The sequence below is a fragment of the Agrobacterium sp. RC10-4-1 genome, assembly GCF_014138475.1.
Taxonomy (GTDB): domain Bacteria; phylum Pseudomonadota; class Alphaproteobacteria; order Rhizobiales; family Rhizobiaceae; genus Agrobacterium; species Agrobacterium pusense.
This window is the reverse complement of the sequence record NZ_JACJIT010000002.1, coordinates 336,953-354,816: the sequence shown is the minus strand read 5'-3', so window position 1 is coordinate 354,816 and position 17,864 is coordinate 336,953. Positions and strand designations below refer to the sequence as shown.

At 59.0% G+C, this 17,864-nt stretch carries 21 protein-coding genes; 12 read left to right on the top strand and 9 right to left on the bottom strand.

Annotated elements, in window-relative coordinates; all coding sequences use genetic code 11:
* Window positions 1-13: 13 nt before the first annotated feature.
* Together FHW77_RS06070 and FHW77_RS06065 are read right to left on the bottom strand one after the other, a co-directional pair.
* Window positions 14-403 (bottom strand): DUF6220 domain-containing protein, encoded by a 390-nt coding sequence (locus FHW77_RS06070; protein ID WP_004442914.1) that lies wholly within the window; start codon window positions 401-403, stop codon window positions 14-16.
* On the bottom strand, window positions 403-1,440 hold the full coding sequence (locus FHW77_RS06065) for an NAD-dependent epimerase/dehydratase family protein (RefSeq protein WP_004442916.1): 1,038 nt from the start codon (window positions 1,438-1,440) through the stop codon (window positions 403-405). Before FHW77_RS06065 ends, FHW77_RS06070 begins: the two co-directional genes overlap by 1 nt.
* Window positions 1,441-1,529: 89 nt before the next feature.
* Between FHW77_RS06065 and FHW77_RS06060 the strand changes: the two genes are divergently transcribed.
* Window positions 1,530-2,474 (top strand): LysR family transcriptional regulator, encoded by a 945-nt coding sequence (locus FHW77_RS06060; RefSeq protein ID WP_004442917.1) that lies wholly within the window; start codon window positions 1,530-1,532, stop codon window positions 2,472-2,474.
* Between the two features lie 103 nt (window positions 2,475-2,577).
* On the opposite strand, the gene FHW77_RS06055 is transcribed toward FHW77_RS06060, so the two are convergent.
* Window positions 2,578-2,844, bottom strand: a complete 267-nt coding sequence (locus tag FHW77_RS06055) for a DUF2188 domain-containing protein (protein WP_004442919.1) — start codon at window positions 2,842-2,844, stop codon at window positions 2,578-2,580.
* Window positions 2,845-3,039: 195 nt separating this feature from the next.
* Here FHW77_RS06055 and FHW77_RS06050 point away from each other — a divergent pair, with 195 nt between their 5' ends.
* Complete coding sequence (locus FHW77_RS06050) at window positions 3,040-4,146, top strand: calcium:cation antiporter (protein WP_004442920.1); 1,107 nt, start codon at window positions 3,040-3,042, stop codon at window positions 4,144-4,146.
* A 59-nt stretch (window positions 4,147-4,205) separates the two neighbouring features.
* Here the strand turns inward: FHW77_RS06050 and FHW77_RS06045 are convergent, their stop codons facing one another.
* The gene (locus FHW77_RS06045) at window positions 4,206-5,408 is read right to left on the bottom strand and encodes a pyridoxal phosphate-dependent aminotransferase (protein WP_004442922.1); all 1,203 of its coding nucleotides are present in this window, start codon (window positions 5,406-5,408) and stop codon (window positions 4,206-4,208) included.
* Window positions 5,409-5,620: 212 nt separating this feature from the next.
* Here FHW77_RS06045 and FHW77_RS06040 point away from each other — a divergent pair, with 212 nt between their 5' ends.
* The 4 genes from FHW77_RS06040 to FHW77_RS06025 all read left to right on the top strand — a co-directional run bounded on the left by FHW77_RS06040 (window position 5,621) and on the right by FHW77_RS06025 (window position 8,708).
* Window positions 5,621-6,544: an EAL domain-containing protein gene (locus tag FHW77_RS06040; RefSeq protein ID WP_004442923.1), complete on the top strand. Its 924-nt coding sequence runs from the start codon at window positions 5,621-5,623 to the stop codon at window positions 6,542-6,544.
* Window positions 6,545-6,680: 136 nt separating this feature from the next.
* Window positions 6,681-6,992 (top strand): hypothetical protein, encoded by a 312-nt coding sequence (locus FHW77_RS06035; protein WP_004442924.1) that lies wholly within the window; start codon window positions 6,681-6,683, stop codon window positions 6,990-6,992.
* A 152-nt stretch (window positions 6,993-7,144) separates the two neighbouring features.
* Window positions 7,145-8,047: a DMT family transporter gene (locus FHW77_RS06030; protein WP_034498771.1), complete on the top strand. Its 903-nt coding sequence runs from the start codon at window positions 7,145-7,147 to the stop codon at window positions 8,045-8,047.
* Window positions 8,048-8,492: 445 nt separating this feature from the next.
* Window positions 8,493-8,708: a cold-shock protein gene (locus FHW77_RS06025; RefSeq protein WP_003494703.1), complete on the top strand. Its 216-nt coding sequence runs from the start codon at window positions 8,493-8,495 to the stop codon at window positions 8,706-8,708.
* A gap of 86 nt (window positions 8,709-8,794) precedes the next feature.
* On the opposite strand, the gene FHW77_RS06020 is transcribed toward FHW77_RS06025, so the two are convergent.
* Entirely contained in the window at window positions 8,795-9,439 is a 645-nt protein-coding gene (locus FHW77_RS06020; protein ID WP_004442926.1) for an MBL fold metallo-hydrolase, read from the bottom strand.
* 229 nt (window positions 9,440-9,668) lie between these two features.
* Between FHW77_RS06020 and FHW77_RS06015 the strand changes: the two genes are divergently transcribed.
* From FHW77_RS06015 to FHW77_RS06000, 4 genes are all read left to right on the top strand, one after another.
* Window positions 9,669-10,268, top strand: a complete 600-nt coding sequence (locus FHW77_RS06015) for a DUF1236 domain-containing protein (RefSeq protein ID WP_004442927.1) — start codon at window positions 9,669-9,671, stop codon at window positions 10,266-10,268.
* 236 nt (window positions 10,269-10,504) lie between these two features.
* Window positions 10,505-11,011 carry a MarR family winged helix-turn-helix transcriptional regulator gene (locus FHW77_RS06010; protein WP_004442928.1) on the top strand — a complete coding sequence of 169 codons (507 nt, stop codon included), beginning with the start codon at window positions 10,505-10,507 and terminating at the stop codon, window positions 11,009-11,011.
* A 2-nt stretch (window positions 11,012-11,013) separates the two neighbouring features.
* Window positions 11,014-11,727 (top strand): response regulator, encoded by a 714-nt coding sequence (locus tag FHW77_RS06005; RefSeq protein WP_004442929.1) that lies wholly within the window; start codon window positions 11,014-11,016, stop codon window positions 11,725-11,727.
* Window positions 11,728-11,758: 31 nt separating this feature from the next.
* Window positions 11,759-13,138, top strand: coding sequence for an ATP-binding protein (locus FHW77_RS06000; RefSeq protein ID WP_004442930.1), 1,380 nt, complete (start codon window positions 11,759-11,761; stop codon window positions 13,136-13,138).
* Between the two features lie 14 nt (window positions 13,139-13,152).
* Here FHW77_RS06000 and FHW77_RS05995 read toward each other — a convergent pair whose 3' ends face one another.
* From FHW77_RS05995 to FHW77_RS05980, 4 genes are all read right to left on the bottom strand, one after another.
* The gene (locus FHW77_RS05995) at window positions 13,153-13,494 is read right to left on the bottom strand and encodes a tRNA-binding protein (RefSeq protein ID WP_004442931.1); all 342 of its coding nucleotides are present in this window, start codon (window positions 13,492-13,494) and stop codon (window positions 13,153-13,155) included.
* Between the two features lie 11 nt (window positions 13,495-13,505).
* Complete coding sequence (proC, locus tag FHW77_RS05990; RefSeq protein WP_004442932.1) at window positions 13,506-14,324, bottom strand: pyrroline-5-carboxylate reductase; 819 nt, start codon at window positions 14,322-14,324, stop codon at window positions 13,506-13,508.
* A 1-nt stretch (window position 14,325) separates the two neighbouring features.
* Window positions 14,326-14,826 carry a type III secretion system chaperone family protein gene (locus FHW77_RS05985; protein WP_004442934.1) on the bottom strand — a complete coding sequence of 167 codons (501 nt, stop codon included), beginning with the start codon at window positions 14,824-14,826 and terminating at the stop codon, window positions 14,326-14,328.
* A 426-nt stretch (window positions 14,827-15,252) separates the two neighbouring features.
* Window positions 15,253-15,516, bottom strand: coding sequence for an accessory factor UbiK family protein (locus FHW77_RS05980; RefSeq protein WP_004442935.1), 264 nt, complete (start codon window positions 15,514-15,516; stop codon window positions 15,253-15,255).
* Window positions 15,517-15,824: 308 nt separating this feature from the next.
* On the opposite strand from FHW77_RS05980, the gene lgt reads away from it, so the two are divergent.
* The gene (lgt, locus tag FHW77_RS05975; protein WP_034498768.1) at window positions 15,825-16,637 is read left to right on the top strand and encodes a prolipoprotein diacylglyceryl transferase; all 813 of its coding nucleotides are present in this window, start codon (window positions 15,825-15,827) and stop codon (window positions 16,635-16,637) included.
* A 16-nt stretch (window positions 16,638-16,653) separates the two neighbouring features.
* Complete coding sequence (locus FHW77_RS05970) at window positions 16,654-17,754, top strand: class I SAM-dependent methyltransferase (RefSeq protein WP_004442937.1); 1,101 nt, start codon at window positions 16,654-16,656, stop codon at window positions 17,752-17,754.
* Window positions 17,755-17,864: the final 110 nt, after the last annotated feature.

The window sequence follows — 17,864 nt, the reverse complement described above, 5'->3', positions numbered from 1 at the left end:
GCGGCGTTTTCGTTCATCGCGCGCTTCTCGCCTGCCGGGCGGCAAAGTCGGAAAAGGCGCCCATTACGAAGGCATTGGGCAGATGCAGCGCCTGCAACAGCCCATTGCCCGTTTCCCGACCGATGCTCATCAGCGCCACCTGCAGACAATAGATAGCAAGCAGCACCAGCGAACGGCCAAGATTGGGCCGCAGGTCCTCGTATCGCAAAGCGAGGACCGCCAGCGACAGGATCGGAACGGCGATCAGAAGGCCGAGCCCCTTGTGCAGCGACAGCAGTGATCCATCGTAATAGATCGACAGCCCGGCCAGCAGCACCTGAGCGAAGATCAGCACGGGCACGCTTGCCGAAATCACGGCAAAGGCGCGACGCCTGGTCGACATTCCGTTCGCAACCGCGCCCATCACGCCCTGCCTTCGGCGTCGGCCGGATGCGCAAGGTTCGACGGCCGCGGCCTCTCGTCAAGGCAGCCGAGACCCGCCAACGTGGTCGCCACCGCAATGTCGATAGGTGTCTTCGGCTCACTTCCAAGGAAATCTGTCAGCTTACGATTGCTCATCCTGATCGGCATCTGCCAGAGATATTGCATTTCCAGCACTTCGCGGAACAGCGGAACGAACGGCGCAACTATTTTGATGCCTGTCCAGGATAAACGTCGCCGCTTGACCGGATGGCCCACAACCCGCTCGATCGCTTCAATCAGTTGCAGCCCGTCGAAATCCCAGAAACCTTCCATGTGATAGACGGCAAAGGCCGGAAGCTCGTCTGCACGGTCGAGCAGTCGGCCAATGGTTTCCGCCACGTCAGGCAGATAAGCCCATTGGTGTCCTGCATGGCGGGCGGAAGGGTTCTGCACGCTGCGAACCGGCCTGCCGGGTCGCACCAGCATCTGCGAAAACCAGTTGTTTCTCGCATCTGGCCCAAAGAAGTCGCCCGCCCGGACGATCAGCACCGGCACGCCGCGCATTGAAGCCAGTTTAAGCCGCCGCTCCATCTCCACACGCAAAGCGCCCTTGCGGGTAAAGGGCTTTTGCGGGCTCTCCTCGCTCAGCAGCGGAAAGGCGTCAGAGCCGAAATTATAGATGGTCCCCGGGAAAACAATCCTCGCCCCACAGCTTTCAGCAGCCGCGATCGTGTTGTCCAGCATCGGCAATACCTGCTTCTCCCAATCGCGGTATCCGGGAGGATTAACCGCATGGACGATCAGCCGAACACCTTGTGCCGCCTTCAAGACGTCCTGACCGCTCATGGCGTCACCCACCACGAACTCGACATCGCCAGTGATGTGGGAAGCCGCCTTCCGCCGCGTCATCGCCCTCACGCGCCATCCCCATTGCTGCAGCATACGGGAGACCTGGCCGCCGACACCCCCATTCACGCCCAGAACCAGCGCCAGTCGCCGATCATTCTCTGCTGAATCTGCGTTGTTTTCATATATCATCGCCGTACTCCTTGTTCTGGGATGGAGTATCGTCGCGTTTTGCGATATACGAAATTATCGAAATCAGTGGATCGGCTATACAAAATTTTATGAGCAAGAACCGCGACGTCAGCTGGGATTTTTATCGCACCTTCCTTAGCGTGCTGAGCGACGGTTCGCTGTCCGCCGCCGCCCGCGAGCTTGGCATCACCCAGCCGACGGCGGGACGTCACATCGGCGCGCTGGAAGAGGCCGTCGGCTTTCCTCTGTTCATCCGCTCGCCGCACGGCTTAATGCCGACGGAAGCAGCCCTTGCGCTCCGCCCCTATGCGGAAAATCTGGCGGCGACGACCGCCGCCCTCATGCGCGCGGCCTCCGGCGAAGTCGGCAAGATCGAAGGCACGGTGCGCATCAGCGCATCTGACATCATCGGCGTCGAAATGCTGCCGCCGATTATCACGGCCATGCAGGAGGTTCACCCGCGGCTTGAAATCGAGCTGTCATTATCAGATACGCTGGAAGACCTTCTAAGACGCGAGGCGGATATTGCCATTCGCATGACCGAGCCGCTGCAGGACGCGATCGTCATGCGTTACATCGGCAATTTCCGTCTTGGATTTCATGCGACGCGCGACTATCTGGCAAAAGCCGGAACGCCAAAGAGCATGGAAGACCTGAACCACCACCGGATGGTTGGTTTTGACCGCAAGACGCCGTTCATCCGGGCGGCCATCCAGCGGATGCGTTCGCTCGATCCTGACATCCCCGATGTTGAGGAAATTTCCTTCGAAATACGCGCCGACAGCAACCTTGCACAACTTGCCATGATCCGCGCCAGCGCGGGCATCGGCGTCTGTCAGATTGGCTTGGCCCGCAAGGACCCGCGACTGGTTCAGGTTCTGCCGAACATCGATATCCCGCTCCATACCTGGGTCGCGATGCACGAAAACCTCAAGACCTCACCGCGATGCCGCGCCGTCTTCAGCGCCCTGGTCGAAGGCCTCAAGAGTCATCTCAAGGAAACCGATCCGGGCGCGCCACCGAAACAGCGCTAAGGCAGTGCCGCGTCGATACGAGGCAGGCCCGCGATCCCCAACTGGAAGGGACCGGCGGAACGGAAAAGCGATCCTGGTTTGCATAAAATCCACGGATCGCCCGTCAGAATGGTTCGGCCTGCTGCGTTGTCTTGTCCACCACCTCGGCTTCCGGGCGATCGCCGCCCTGGCTGTATTCTTCATGCCAGTGGCCGCTCTCATCCTGATAGCTGATTTCCTCGTCATCGCCACCCACCTGCTGTTCGGCAGCGACGATGCGCGCAGCCTCGACGGCATCCGCATAGGTAGGAAATGTTTCGGAATAAGCGCCGTTCATGCGGTAGGCGAAGCCCCCGTCATGTTCGACGATTTCATACACCACTTTGGTCATGCATGTTCCTCCTGTTTCGGTAGGCGACATGGCAACCACAACCGCGCTTCAAGCATTGCACCCGATGGGGACACCGCGGCATGAGCAGCATGTCCTGCGACATCACTATCCTACCAAAAGCACTCAAGCGCAAATCCTGCTTGATCTGAGGGACGATACGTCACAGCCTAAGCCGATCCGGGGGAAGGGAAGTCAATGGCGGGTTCTATTCTGAAACAGGAGCGTATGCTGCTTCTGGCGATACCGGCGGCAATCGTCGCCTATCTGGCCGAACATGCAATCTTCGAAGCGGGAAAGACGGCGACGATCATCGCTGCCGTCGTGCTGATCGGGCTCATTGTTCTCGTCTCGATGCGGGTTGCCCATCACGCCGAAATCCTGGCCGCCAAGGTGGGCGACCCCTACGGCACCATGATCCTGACGCTGTCGGCCGTTGCGGTGGAAGTGCTGATCCTTGCCATCATCATGAGCGAATCCAGTTCACCCACGCTGGTGCGGGATACGATCTATTCCGCCGTGATGATCGACATCAACGGCATTCTTGGTCTCGCCGCGCTTCTTGGAGGCCTTCGCCACGGAGAACAGCCGTATAACGATGATTCCGGCAAGACCTATGGCGTGATGATCCTGACAGCCATGGGCATATCGATGATAGTGCCTGAGTTCATTCCTGAACAGAGCTGGCACATCTACTCGGTGTTCACAATCGTGGCGATGATTGCGCTTTATGCGCTGTTCCTCAAAATGCAGGTGGGCCCGCACAGCTATTTTTTCAGCTACACTTACCCTCGAAAGCCACATCCGGCCGGCCAGCCAGCAGGCAGCCATGCGGAAGAGGACGATGAAGGCAACGTATTACTCTCCATCGGCCTCATCATCGCCGGCGTGGTTCTGATCGGCGTACTGGCGGAATTCATGTCCGCCTTCCTGGGCGAAAGTCTTGAAGGCACCAGCGCACCGCCAGCGCTGATGGCCGTGGTGGTGGCGACGATCTCGGCATCGCCGGAAATCCTCACCGCGCTCAGGTCTGCCCTGCGCAACCGTATGCAGGCCGTGGTCAATATCGCCATGGGCGCATCGCTCTCGACGGTTATCCTGACCGTGCCCGTGATGGAGGGTATCGCGCTCTATACCGGCCAGCCCTTCATCATGGCGATGACGCCCGTTCAGACCGTCATGGTCTTCATCACGCTCATCGCCGCCGCCATCAACCTCAATGACGGTGAAACCAACGCGATTGAAGGAATGACGCATTTCATTCTCTTCGCCACCTTCATCATGCTGCTGTTCCTGGGGCTCTGACCGAAACGAAAAAAGCCCGGCATCGCTGCCGGGCTTTTTCAATCGAGGTTACAAACCGATCAGCGGCAATCGGCGCAGAAGCGCTGGATGCGCTTGCAGGCCTCTTCCAGCAACTCTTCCGAGGTGGCATAGGAAATGCGGAAGTTCGGGCCGAGACCGAAGGCCGAGCCCTGCACAACGGCAACGCCTTCGGCTTCAAGAAGCTCGGAGACGAAATCCGTATCCGTCTCGATGACCTTGCCCGACGGCGCGGTCTTGCCGATCAGGCCGGCGCAGGACGGGTAAACGTAGAACGCACCTTCCGGAGCCGGGCAGCTGATGCCCTTGGCCTGGTTGAGCATGGAGACGACCAGGTCACGGCGGCCTTCGAAGATTTTCTTGTTCGCCGGAATGAAATCCTGCGTGCCGTTCAAGGCTTCGACCGCGGCCCATTGTGCGATGGAGCTCGCGCCCGAGGTCTGCTGACCCTGGATCATGTCCATGGCCTTGATGAGCGGCAGCGGGCCGGCAGCGTAACCGATACGCCAGCCGGTCATGGCATAGGCCTTGGAAACGCCGTTCATCGTCAGCGTGCGGTCATAGAGCGAAGGCTCTACTTCCACCGGCGTGACGAATTTAAAGTCGCCATAGGTCAGGTGCTCATACATGTCATCCGTGAGGATCCATACATGCGGGTGCTTGACGAGCACATCGGTCAGCGCCTTCAACTCGTCGTGCGAATAGGCCGCGCCCGACGGGTTGGACGGCGAGTTGAACACGAACCACTTGGTCTTCGGCGTGATCGCCTTTTCCAGCGCTTCCGGCTTCAGCTTGAAATTGTCTTCCAGCGTCGCGTCGACGAATACCGGCGTACCGCCGCAGATCGAGACCATCTCGGGATAGCTGACCCAGTACGGCGCCGGGATAACGACTTCATCACCGGGGTTCAGCGTCGCCATAAAAGCGTTGAACAGGATCTGCTTGCCGCCGGTGCCGACAATCGTCTGCTCCGGCTTGTAGTCGAGGCCGTTTTCACGCTTGAACTTGTCGGCAATCGCCTTGCGCAGTTCCGGAATGCCGGAAACAGGCGTGTATTTCGTTTCACCGCGTTTAATCGCGTCAATGGCCGCTTCCTTGATATTGTCGGGCGTATCGAAATCCGGCTCGCCGGCGCCAAGGCTAATCACATCGCGGCCCTGCGCTTTAAGCTCGCGGGCTTTCTGGCTAACGGCGATGGTGGCGGATGGCTTTACGCGGGAGAGAATGTCGGCAAGGAAGGCCATTTTTAATCGGTCCTATTGGGGTTGACATCGCAGAGCTTGGAAATCTCGTCTGCTGCGGCAATTTCTATGTCGAAAGACGGGCCTAGTTTCAAGGCCAAAAGCCAGCCTATCCGCCGTGGGGTACAATTTAAGCCTTCCTTAACCCGGAAGTAACGCTTGTTGAGCTACATTCGCGAGCCTAGGGGTCGTGTCTCTCTATAGCTGGTTGAAAAATGGCGCCCAAAAGCATCTTTTCCAGTCTTGTCCGCGAGGCCGATGGCACATGGTCCACCGCCTATAACAGCTTCAACCTCAAGTCCGCCCTGCAGCCCATATTCCGTCGCACATCAAGCGGGCCGCTGGACATCGATTCCTTCGAAGGTCTTGTGCGACCCCACCGCAACGGCGAACCGGTAACACCAGGTGAATTTTTCTCGCTGGTGGCACCGGAAGACATCGAAAATATCGACAGCATCCTGCGGACCATCCACATTCTCAACACCGGCAGGCTCAGCCGCTCCCGCGCGCGCATCTTCGTCAATTTCCATCCCGGCCTGTTCCAGACGCCAGCCAAGATGCGGCAGGAAGTGGAGCGCATGCGTCTCGCAGCCCACGAGGCCGGCATGACGGCAGACCGTATCGTCTGCGAAATCTCCGAGAAGAAGGCCTCCGACACCCAGATGGTCGCAGATTTCGCCTACCACATGCACGATATCGGCTTTCGCGTGGCGCTCGATGACTACGGCGCCGGCGATACCGCCATCGAACGGGTAAAGCTCATCAAGCCGGACTATGTGAAATTCGAAGCGGGCTGGGTGCGCGACTTCATGCAGAATTCTGCGGGCGCCGCTCTCCTGCGCGTCATTGTCAGCCAGTTTCGGGAGGATGGGATAGAGCCGGTTTTCGAGGGGTTGGAAACCGGTTGGCAGGTGGAGCAATGTGAGGAACTCGGCGTTTTCCTGATGCAGGGCTACATTCTGGCAAAACCGGAACTTGCGCCCACCAGTTTCGATGCGCGCTTTCCCGAGCTGGGCAGCGCTTATTTTTCCCCTGCCGCGCGACTGGAGAAAGGCTCCGCGGCTTTTTTCCGTGAGGAGCGTACCACTGACGCGCATCCCCTTCGCCAGACTCGGACCTTCGGAAAACGCGGCCTCTGACGCCAATTCCGGTTCAAAAACGCCCCCGCCACAATATTGCCGCAATAAATGCCGCGGAACGCCAGAATTCGGTCTCCAAGCCGTCCATTTCGAAGCCTCTTTTGTCCTTTAAGAACAGGGACAAGAGGCGACAGCCATGTTTACCAACGACCGCACTTCCGTTGAAAGGTTAAGGGCACAGAGAACGCTGTTTTCCCTCTGGATGGCGGTCGCGGCTTTCCTTGTCATCATCACCATGGCAGCCGGCATCGCGACATCGGCCAATGCGGCTGCGCAAGCGGTGGACACCCTGCATACCTCCGCCATACCGCAGGTGGCTGCGACGACGAAGGCAGGTCCGCATATCCTGCTCATCGTCCTCTCGGCCGCGGCGTTCGTCGGCCTAGGCCTTGGCGGCCTGATGCTTACCCGGCGCAGCCTGAAGGACGAGGCCCGCCGTTATAGATAACGGCCCTCCCCTCGACTTGCGGCATCGGCATGTTGCTGCTAAAGCACCCGGGAAACAGTCGTCCGACACAGCTGGATGACACCTCACAAAATCCCCTGTTTGCCCGGCCGTGACGTCAATGATCTCCCGGCCCCGCGTTGCTGGTGCCAATAATGACGCGAATTCAGGCCAATATGCTGCTTCTGCTCGCCGCAGCAATCTGGGGAGGCGGCTTTGTCGCACAATCCTCAGCCATGGCCTCGATTGGCCCTTTCTGGTTCGTCGGTTTGCGTTTCGCCATCGCCGCCATCGCCGTGCTGCCCTTCGCGCTCATGGAAACCCGGTCCCTGAAATCACCGCCGCGCCCGCGTCAGATCGGCAGCTTCATTCTCGTCGGTCTTGCGCTGTTCGGCGGTGCCACCACCCAGCAGGTCGGGCTGCTGACCACGACGGTCACCAATTCCAGCTTCCTGACCGGGCTCTATGTCATCTTCGTGCCCGTGATTGCCGTTCTGCTTTACCGCCGTCACCCCCACTGGGTCGTCTGGCCCTGCGCGCTGATGATGCTCGGCGGTATATTCCTCCTTTCCGGCGGCGCCTTCGAGACGCTGACGAAAGGGGATATTCTCAGCATCATCTGTGCTTTCTTCTGGGCGATCCAGATTACGCTCGCAGGACGCTTTGTTTCCGAAAGCGGCCGGCCGCTTGCGCTCTCCTGCACACAATTCGCGGTTTGCTCCCTTCTTAGTTGCATGATCGGCGTTGTATCCGAACCGATCAGCATGGTCGCCATCGAGGCGTCGATGGTAGAAATTCTCTATGTCGGCCTCGTTTCTTCCGGCCTCGCCTTTGTGCTTCAGGTGATTGCCCAGCGCTACACAACAGCGCCGCAGGCCGCGATTTTCCTGTCGTCGGAGGCGCTCTTCGGCGCCCTGCTGGCCTCGATTTTCCTCAAGGAAACCATTTCCAGTGCCGGCTATGTCGGCTGCCTGATCATTTTCATCGCCATCCTGATCGTGGAATTGGTACCGGAACTGACGCGCAAACGGCAAAAAACCGCGACAGAAGCGGCGTGACGCGAAAAGAACTGTTTTTTCTGTTTTCTCGGGAAATCGCGGTCACGCGTCCAAATTTTTGCCGGGAAAGCTCAGACCGACCGGCAATTATTTCATCAACTATCACTTATGCGAAAAAAATGTGCGGTTCCCACGCGTAACTCTACCGCAGGTTTTTTATCTGACAAAAAGCCCGTAAAAACTTTTGCTTGCCAATTTTCGATAAACGCAGCAATCTACTGCGGTTCGGGCAATTTGCGAGCATGGGAAGGCCTATAAATTTGCGCACTGGGGACGCTATAAACCTCGGGCGGTGGGACGAAAAACGTTGGATGAGAACGCCATTACTTCCCGCTGCGAAGGTCCATTTTCTCAATAGTCAAAAACTGCCTGCCAACGCCCACGCGGGGCAAAACTGTAATGCTGCCTGTAGCTGAACGCGGGCAGAGCGAAAAGGACCTGATGCATGGCCGAAACTGGCACCGTAAAATTCTTCAATACAGACAAAGGCTTCGGCTTCATCAAGCCAGACAATGGTGGCGCTGATATCTTTGTTCACATCTCTGCCGTACAGGCTTCCGGCCTGTCCGGACTTTCAGAAAATCAGAAAGTGAGCTTCGACACGGAACCGGATCGTCGCGGCAAAGGGCCGAAGGCAGTCAATCTGCAGATTGCTGGCTGACCCTAAAACGGCTTTCTTTTCTAGTTGAAGCCCGGCAGGAATGCCGGGTTTTTTTGTGCGCGCTGCAGACCGCAGCCGTCCGGCGCTCACAGTCCCTTGAGATAGGGGTTGGTCAGCCGCTCCTCACCCAGCCGTCCGCCCGGGCCGTGGCCGCAGATGAAACCGACATCGTCGCCAAGCGGCAGCAGCTTATCGCGAATGGACGCCATCAGCTGCTCGTGGTTTCCACCCGGCAGATCCGTGCGCCCCACCGACCCGGCAAACAGCACGTCGCCCACATGGGCGAAGTTCTGGTCGCGGTTGTAATAGATTACGTGCCCGGGCGCGTGCCCCGGGCAATGATAGACCTCGAAGACGTGATCACCAAAGGAGACCTTGTCACCTTCCTTCAGCCATGAATCCGGCACGACGTTCTTCAGACCGCTGATGCCGTATTTCTGCGCCTGCACCTCAATTCTCTCCAGCAGGGGCCGGTCATCTTCATGCGGCCCGATCACCGGCAGGGAGAGTTTTTCGCGCAACTCATCCGCACCACCGGCATGGTCGAGATGGCCGTGCGTCAACCATATTTCCTTGAGCGTGATGCCGTTTTCAGCAACTACCTGAAGAATGACGTCCACATCCCCGCCAGGATCGACGACGACACCTTCCTTGGTGTCCTGATCAAACAGGACGGTACAATTCTGCTCAAATGGCGTGACCGGAATAATCCCGGCCTGCAACTTTCCCATATCCCGTGTCTCCTGTCTGAAAGATCCGCCATCCTATAGCTCGCTACCGGTTACGGCACAATGGCGACAGGTCGCCTTGTTCTCAGCGGCGAATTCACGAAGAAAATCCCTATTCCATACAGTTAGATAACACGAAGAGGCGGCTTGATGAGACATCATCTTCCCGAAAAATGTGGAACGCCCTGGGGATTGCGACGTTGTAGCACCAGTCTTGAAAGGAGTGAGACACATGGACAAGACGCTTAAAATGCTGATCGCTGGTGGCGCCTTCGCCTTGATGGCGGGCTATGCAAATGCCGCCATGGTCGCAACAACCGCCTCGGATATTTCTGTCCGGTCCGGCCCCGGTGACGACTATCCGGAAGTCGGCCTCGCCACGCGTGGCAGCAATGCCGTGCTGGACGGCTGCATGGAAGGCAGCAGCTGGTGTCGCATCGAGGTGAACGGTCTGCGCGGCTGGGCCCATGCCGATTACCTGAACGTGATGTATGAAGGTTCGCCCGTCATTCTCAAGGAACGCCGCACGGAACTCAGCGTGCCGGTCGTGACCTACGAAAAAACTTCGAGTGTCCAGGCTGAACCGAACCCCGGCGATCCGAATCTGGGCCGCGTCGGCGAAGTTGATCCGCCGCAGTCGGTCATCACCTATATTGACGAGCACCCTGCCGATACCATCACCTATGACGGTGACATTGCCGTTGGCAGCGTCCTGCCGGCCGATACCCGTCTGGTTGAAGTTCCAGATTATCAGTATCGGTATGTGCGGGTGAACGATGTACCTGTACTCGTAGAACCCTCGACACGTCGTATCGTCTACGTCTACCAGTAAGACGGCCATTACCACAGTAATGCTGAGAGCGCGGAGTTTCCGCGCTCTTTTGTATTTGCGGTAAAGGTCGCTTAGAATTCCAGTTGCACCGGCACCCTCGCCATATTATCCACCGCAACAGAAAATGATCGCGGCATTCTCCCGAGCGGACGCATTTTCGGCTATGTTTACAGAATATTGGCGCATCGACGCCTGCAACATATGATCAGACAGCCGCAGAATATGAAGGAACCGCAGTGCCACCGCAATCGCTCAAAACCGCCGCCGCCAGACAGACACCGGCACTGCCGAAGGTTGACGACGGCAAGATTGACTTCGACACGATCGAAGCGCTGTTTTTCGCCTATCGCGATTTCGTCTCCGATCCCGATGTCATCCTGTCGAAACTTGATTATGGGCGCGCGCATCACCGGGTGGTCTATTTTGTCAGCCGGCAGCCGGGCATGACCGTGGCGGATCTCCTCGATACGCTGCAGATCACCAAACAGAGCCTCGCCCGAGTGTTGAAGCAATTGATCGACGACGGTTACATCCGCCAGATGGCAGGTCCTGAAGACCGCCGCCAGCGCCGGCTCTATCCGACGCTGACAGGCCGCGAACTGGCGTTGGCGCTCAGCGAACCACAATCACGCCGCATCGACCGCGCGCTGGAAGGCCTCGGTCCCGATGCGCGCGCCTGCGTGCGCAAATTTCTGGCGCAGATGCGCAGTCCGGCGACGATGACCAGCGTGGAGGATGAGTGACGATGGCGCAAGCTCCGGCAAAACGTCCACCAGCGGACGACGATGCGGCTCATCTCCTGATCGTCGACGATGACGCTCGCATCCGCGATCTCCTGCAGCGTTTTCTTGGCGACAAGGGATATCGCATCTCCGTTGCGGCCGATGCAGCAGAAGCCCGCCGCAAGATGACGGGCATCCGTTTCGATCTGCTGATCCTCGACGTGATGATGCCCGGAGAGAACGGGCTTTCGCTGACCCGCTCGCTGAACGAAGACAAATCCGTGCCGGTCATTCTTCTGACCGCCCGCTCGGAAGCGGATTCACGCATTGCCGGGCTGGAAGCGGGAGCGGACGATTATCTCGCCAAGCCTTTTGATCCGCGCGAACTGGTCCTGCGCATCAACAATATTCTGCGGCGCAACACCTCCCCGGACACGCCGAAGATCGAACAGATCATGTTCGGCCCCTACAGCTTCTCCATTCCCAGGAGGGAACTGCGGCGCGGTCCGGAAACGATCCGCCTGACAGATCGTGAACAGGAGATCATGCTGCTTTTTGCGCTACGCGCCGGCGATACCATTCCACGGCACGAGCTGGTGGAAGCGGAGTCGGAAGTGGGCGAAAGAACCATCGACGTGCAGATCAACCGTCTTCGCCGCAAGATCGAGGACGACCCTGCCAACCCGGTCTATCTGCAAACGGTGCGTGGCATCGGTTACCGCCTCAGCGTGGACTGACGAGCACCCAACGAAGGGCGAACGCACGACCATGGCGAGCCTCGATTTTCTCGACACGTTTAAAAAAAGCGCCGTCGCAAAGACCTGGCGCTCCATCGGCAGATGGCTGCGACACTGGCTGCCCACCGGGCTTTACACCCGTTCGCTCCTCATCATCATCCTGCCGATGATCCTGCTGCAGGCCGTGGTCGCAGCCGTCTTCATGGAGCGCCACTGGCAGCTGGTGACCGAACGCCTTTCGGCAGCGGTGACCCGGGATATCGCCGCGATCATCGAACTTCTACAGACAGACCCCGAAGAGGATGACTATCAGCGGGTCATCCGCATCGCCCGCGACAAGCTGGGTCTCAGCGTCTATATCGAGCCCAAGACGGACCTGCCCGCGCCACGGCCGGAGCCGCTGTTCTCGATTCTCGATACCATCCTCGCAAACCAGCTCAGCCAACAGATCGGCAGGCCCTTCTGGATCGATACCTATGGCAACGGCTCACTGGTGGAAATCCGTGTCCAGCTCGATGATAAGACGCTCCGCGTCTTCACCAGCAGAAGCGCGGCCTATGCCTCCAATACCCACATCTTCCTTGTCTGGATGGTTGGCGCATCGCTGGTGCTCATCGCCATTTCGATCCTCTTCCTGCGCGGCCAGATCAAGCCGATAGAAGCGCTTGCCAAGGCGGCGGAGAATTTCGGCAAGGGCCAGAAGGTCAGCGCCTATTCTCCCCGCGGCGCGGATGAAGTACGCCGGGCGGGCCTTGCCTTCATCCTGATGCGGGAGCGCATTGAACGGCAGATGGAGCAGCGCACCGCCATGCTGAACGGTGTCAGCCACGACCTGCGCACCATCCTCACCCGCTTCAAGCTGCAGCTGGCGCTCGCCGGCGACAATCCGGATCTTGAGGGGCTCGACAAGGATGTGGAAGACATGCAGTCGATGCTGGAAGCCTATCTGACCTTTGCCCGTACGGATGTGGAAGAGGATGTCGGCACGCTGGAGCTTCCCGGACTTCTCGAAAAAATCGGCCATGATTTCGAACTGCACGGCAAGAAATTCAGCTACGAACTCTATAATATCGAGAGGATCATCGCGCGGCCGAACGCACTTTCACGGCTCGTCGCCAATCTGGCCGAAAATGCCCGGCGTTATGCCAGCAACCTCCACGTCGATATCCGCAAGGCGCCACGCTCCATTATCATGACCTTTGACGATGACGGTCCGGGCATTCCGGAGAATTCACGCGAGGATGTATTCAAGCCGTTTTTCCGACTGGACGAGGCGCGCAACCTCAATGCCTCGGGCACCGGCCTTGGCCTTTCCATCGTCCGCGACATCGCCCGCAGCCATGGCGGCGACGTGTCGCTGGATAAAAGCCCGATGGGCGGATTGAGGGTTATCGTCAAAATCCCGGCTTGACGGCAGGCCGCCAATCAGCACATTTTCTCGCCGTTAGGAACCGGCCTTTCAACCGCAGCCAGTACGATATCTCCATTGGCGTCGGCAAAGCCAAGCGTCAGGACCTCGGAGCGGAACGGCCCGATCTGGCGCGGCGGAAAATTCACCACGCCCAGAACCTGCCGGCCGATAAGGCTTTCCGGCGTATAGTGCACCGTGATCTGCGCCGAGGACTTCTTGATGCCGATCTCCGGCCCGAAATCGATCTTCACCTTGATTGCCGGTTTGCGCGCCTCGGGAAAAGGCTCGGCTTCCACGATCGTACCGACGCGGATATCCACCTTCTCGAAATCGGCATAGGAAATTTCGCCGCTCATCGCCCGCCTCCTCAGCCCGCCAGTTCTTCTGCGCGGGTCTTGGCAGCGGCGACCGCCCTGTCGAACAGGGGCTGCATGCCGTCTTCGGCCATCAGCACGGAAAGTGCGGCAGCCGTGGTGCCGCCCGGCGAAGTCACATTCTGGCGCAGGCGCGCCGCCTCGTCGGAGGACTGGTGCAGAAGCTCGCCGGCGCCAGCCACGGTTTCACGCGCCAGACGCATGGCCACATCCGCCGGCAGACCGGCCTTACGGCCGGCTTCAGCCATGCATTCCACGAGATAAAAGACATAGGCTGGCCCGCTGCCCGAAACCGCGGTCACGGCATCGATATCGCTTTCGGCATCCACCCATTCGACCGGACCGCTGACCTTCAGCAATCCGTCCACCACGGCTTTAAGCTCGGGCGTCACAAGTTCATTTGCATATGCGCCGGTAACACCACGGCCCACCATCGCTGGCGTATTGGGCATGGCGCGCACCGCGGCAATCGCACCGAAATGCGAAACGAAGGTGGCAATGGTGGTGCCCGCCGCGATGGAGACGACGACCGTTTCCGGGCCCAGCAGGGGCTTCAGCGAAGGCAGCACTGCTTCCATCATCTGCGGTTTCACCGCCACGAAAAGAATGCCGGCCTTGACGCCTTCAGGCGCGCTTTCGCTATGGGCCGCACCCGCTTCCGTAATCGTTGTGCGCATGGCGTCGGAGGGCCGCGGGTCAACGACAATGACCTGCGATCCCGGCACGCCCTTTTTCAGCCAGCCAGACAGCATGGCGCCGCCCATATTGCCGGCGCCCACTAGGACGAGCGGCCCGGAAGCCTTGTACACCATGTTACGCTTCTCCAACGGTCTCGAACATGACCGCTTCGATTGCACTTTTCGCATCCAGACCCGACCAGACGACGAACTGGAATGCCTGATAATATTGCTCGCAGGCCTCCAGCGCGCTGGAGAGCAGCACTTCCACCTGCTGGTTGTTCGGCTCGGCACCGCCTGACAGAAGCAGCGACTGGCGGAAGATCACGACATCTTCCTGCCGCCACAGATCGAAATGCCCCATCAGCACCTGACCGTTGACCTGCGACAGCAGGCAAATGACTTCGTTGACACGGTGATCGGGCACCTTGATGTCAAAGGCGCAGGCAAGATGCAGCGCTTCGAAATCTTCCATCCACGCAAATGAAACGTGATAATCGGCCCAGTGGCCCGCCACAGTCATGGCGATCTCGTCCTCGCCCGAACGCTCGAACGACCAGTCATTCGAGGCAGCGACAATCTCGATCATATCGACGGGATTGGACTGACGCTCAATTTCAAATTCTATCAGACTCATGCGGCACCTTCTCAGCCGGTCGGAATGTCGTGTTTTGAACGCCGGGCACAAAACGCACATACAAACCGGGATAAACATTTGAGACGATTGCCCGACACCACCAGAATAACGCATTCACCCTGTCTGGAGCTTACCGGTCTTTTCGAATCATCATTTAAAATCAGTGTATAATGGCCGAGTCCCGCTGCCACCCCTCGCTCGCCATTTTTGCTTTTTGAGCAGTGGATATCTTCTCCCCCATCACCTCAGGCGAGAGTCTTAAGCGACTCTGCCGATTGTGTTTTTTGGAAGTGTCCACAGGCCCAAAAAATTCGCGTCTGAGCACGACTTTCGGCAACCGGAGACCAAGTCGGCCAGAGAGAGCCGAAAAACAAAAAGCCCCGGAATCGCCTGCGATCCGGGGCTTCTGAGAAAAGTGATGAAGAATCAGTCCTTCGTGGCCGAAAGCTTTGCTTCGAGAGCCTCGATCCGGGCGCGCAGGGCGTCATTTTCATCCCGCGCCTGGATAGCCATCTCCCGCACGACGTCGAATTCCTCGCGCCGGACGACATCCAGACTGTTCAGCCAGCGATCGGCCTGTGCGTGGAACGCAGCCTCGGCTTCCTTGCGCACGCCCTGGGCCGCGCCGGCCGCATCCGTCATCAGCTTGGCGAATTCATCGAGAAAACGATTGGTGCCTGTCGTGCTCATGGCGCTCATCCTTCGTCGGTTCAGGGGCATCATCTTGCCCGCTGTTGATAGCATTCAGGTAGGCACTCCACCGTCGCCTTGCAAGCGAAATCGAAAAATCCCAAGAGCTTGCGTCACCTTTGGTATGTTGAGCCATAGCTTAAAGAATCACCTTGACCGCCGCCACCGCAATCGCCATTTTCCTTGGCGTCAAAGAACCGGTGAGCATCATCGCCCGGTCCTTTGAGACAATGGATGATCCGTTGTCCGCCCAGCAACGATGACGGAATATATACGGATTGATAGCCGCTCCCACTTCACTCGCCATCATGCCCTTCCCGAACATCGACCCGATAGCGTTGTCCATCGGTCCTCTGGCGATCCACTGGTACGGCATCGCCTATGTTGCGGGGATCATGCTCGGCTGGCTTTACGCCCGCCGCCTCGCCCGCACGGATCGCCTGTGGCCTAACGACGCCTCACCCATCTCGGCGCAGCATCTTGACGATTTCATCCTGTGGGCTGCTGGCGGAATCGTGCTTGGCGGACGCATCGGCTACATCCTGTTCTACGATCTCGCTGCGGTCGCCGCCAATCCCATCAGAGCCATCGAAATATGGAATGGCGGCATGTCGTTCCATGGCGGCCTGATCGGCACGACGATCGCCATGCTTCTTTTCGCCCGCAAGAACGGCATTCCTGTCTGGAGCATGTTCGATATCGTCGCGGCCGTAGCGCCCATCGGGCTGCTCTTCGGGCGCATTGCCAATTTCATCAATGGCGAATTGTGGGGCCGCATTGCCGATGTGCCATGGGCGGTCGTCTTTCCCACAGGCGGCCCTTTCGCGCGCCATCCGAGCCAGCTTTATGAGGCTGGCCTCGAAGGCCTCGTGTTGGCCATCGTTCTGGCCATCGCCATTTACGCCTTCAAGGCTCTGAAGCGGCCCGGCACCGTCACTGGCATCTTCGTCTGCGGTTATGCGCTGTCACGCATCTTCGTGGAATTCTTTCGCGAACCGGACGCGCAGATCGGTTACCTCGCCGGCAACTGGCTGACCATGGGCATGGTTCTGTCCACTCCAATGTTCCTTCTGGGCCTCTGGGCCGTCCTGCGCGCGCGCCGCGCGACAAAAGTCGCCTAAAGCGGTATGGCCAGCCATGACCACACCGCTCGCGCAACGCATCAAATCACTTATCCGGCTCAACGGTCCGCTTAGCGTAACCGACTTCTTTTCACTTTGCCTCGCCGATCCGGAACATGGCTATTACAAGAGCCGCGAGCCCTTCGGCCGTTCGGGTGATTTCATCACCGCCCCGGAGGTGAGCCAGCTTTTCGGTGAAATGCTTGGTGTTTTCGTGGTTCATGCGTGGCAGAGGCACGGTGCACCCGCTGAAACCCGGCTGGTGGAAATCGGCCCCGGCCGCGGCACCATGATGGCGGACATGCTGCGCGTCATCCGCCGCATCGCGCCGCCGCTCTATGAGACGATGCGGGTGCATCTGGTGGAGACAAGCCCCCGCCTTTCCGCCATCCAGAAGGAAACGCTGGCCGAACATGCGGGTCGACTGGCATGGCATGACAGTTTCGACGATGTGCCTGATGGTTTCCTGCTGCTTGTCGCCAACGAACTTTTCGACGCCATTCCGATCCGGCAATTCGTCAGGACGCCGCAGGGTTTCCGCGAACGCGTGGTCAGCCTCGATGCCAATGGCGACCTCGTCTTCTCCACGGGTCTTGCCAGCATAGACCCGGCGCTGCTTCCGCCGCAGCCCGAACGGCAGCCGCTTGGCACGATATTCGAGATTTCGCCTGCCCGGGAAGCGGTGATGACCGCAATCTGCCAGCGCCTGTCCGCCCATGGCGGCACCGCGCTCGCCATTGATTACGGCCATCTGGTTGCCGGCTATGGCGACACGCTGCAGGCCATGCGCAACCATGCCTTCGATCCGCCGCTCGCCCATCCAGGCGAAGCCGATCTGACCAGCCATGTCGATTTCGAAAGTCTTGTGAAAACGGCCGAGGCGACCGGTGTTCACGTTAACGGCACCCTGAGACAGGGCGATTTCCTCTACGGCCTCGGCCTCAAGGAACGGGCCGGCGCGCTCGCCGCCAAGGCAACCGCGGACCAGACCCTCGCCATCGCCGAAGCCGTCAACCGCCTCGCCGGCGAAGGCGCCGGCAAGATGGGGGAACTTTTCAAAGTCATCGCCGTTTCCAGTCCCGCGCTCCATCTTCTGCCGTTTCGTGCGGTGGATTGACAGCGTAATAACCTCTGGGCCAACATCGTCGCGACACACGAAGCAGGCACACTGCATCACACACGCCGCGCAACGCCGCGGCAACAGGAAACATCTCGCTTGACCCTGCT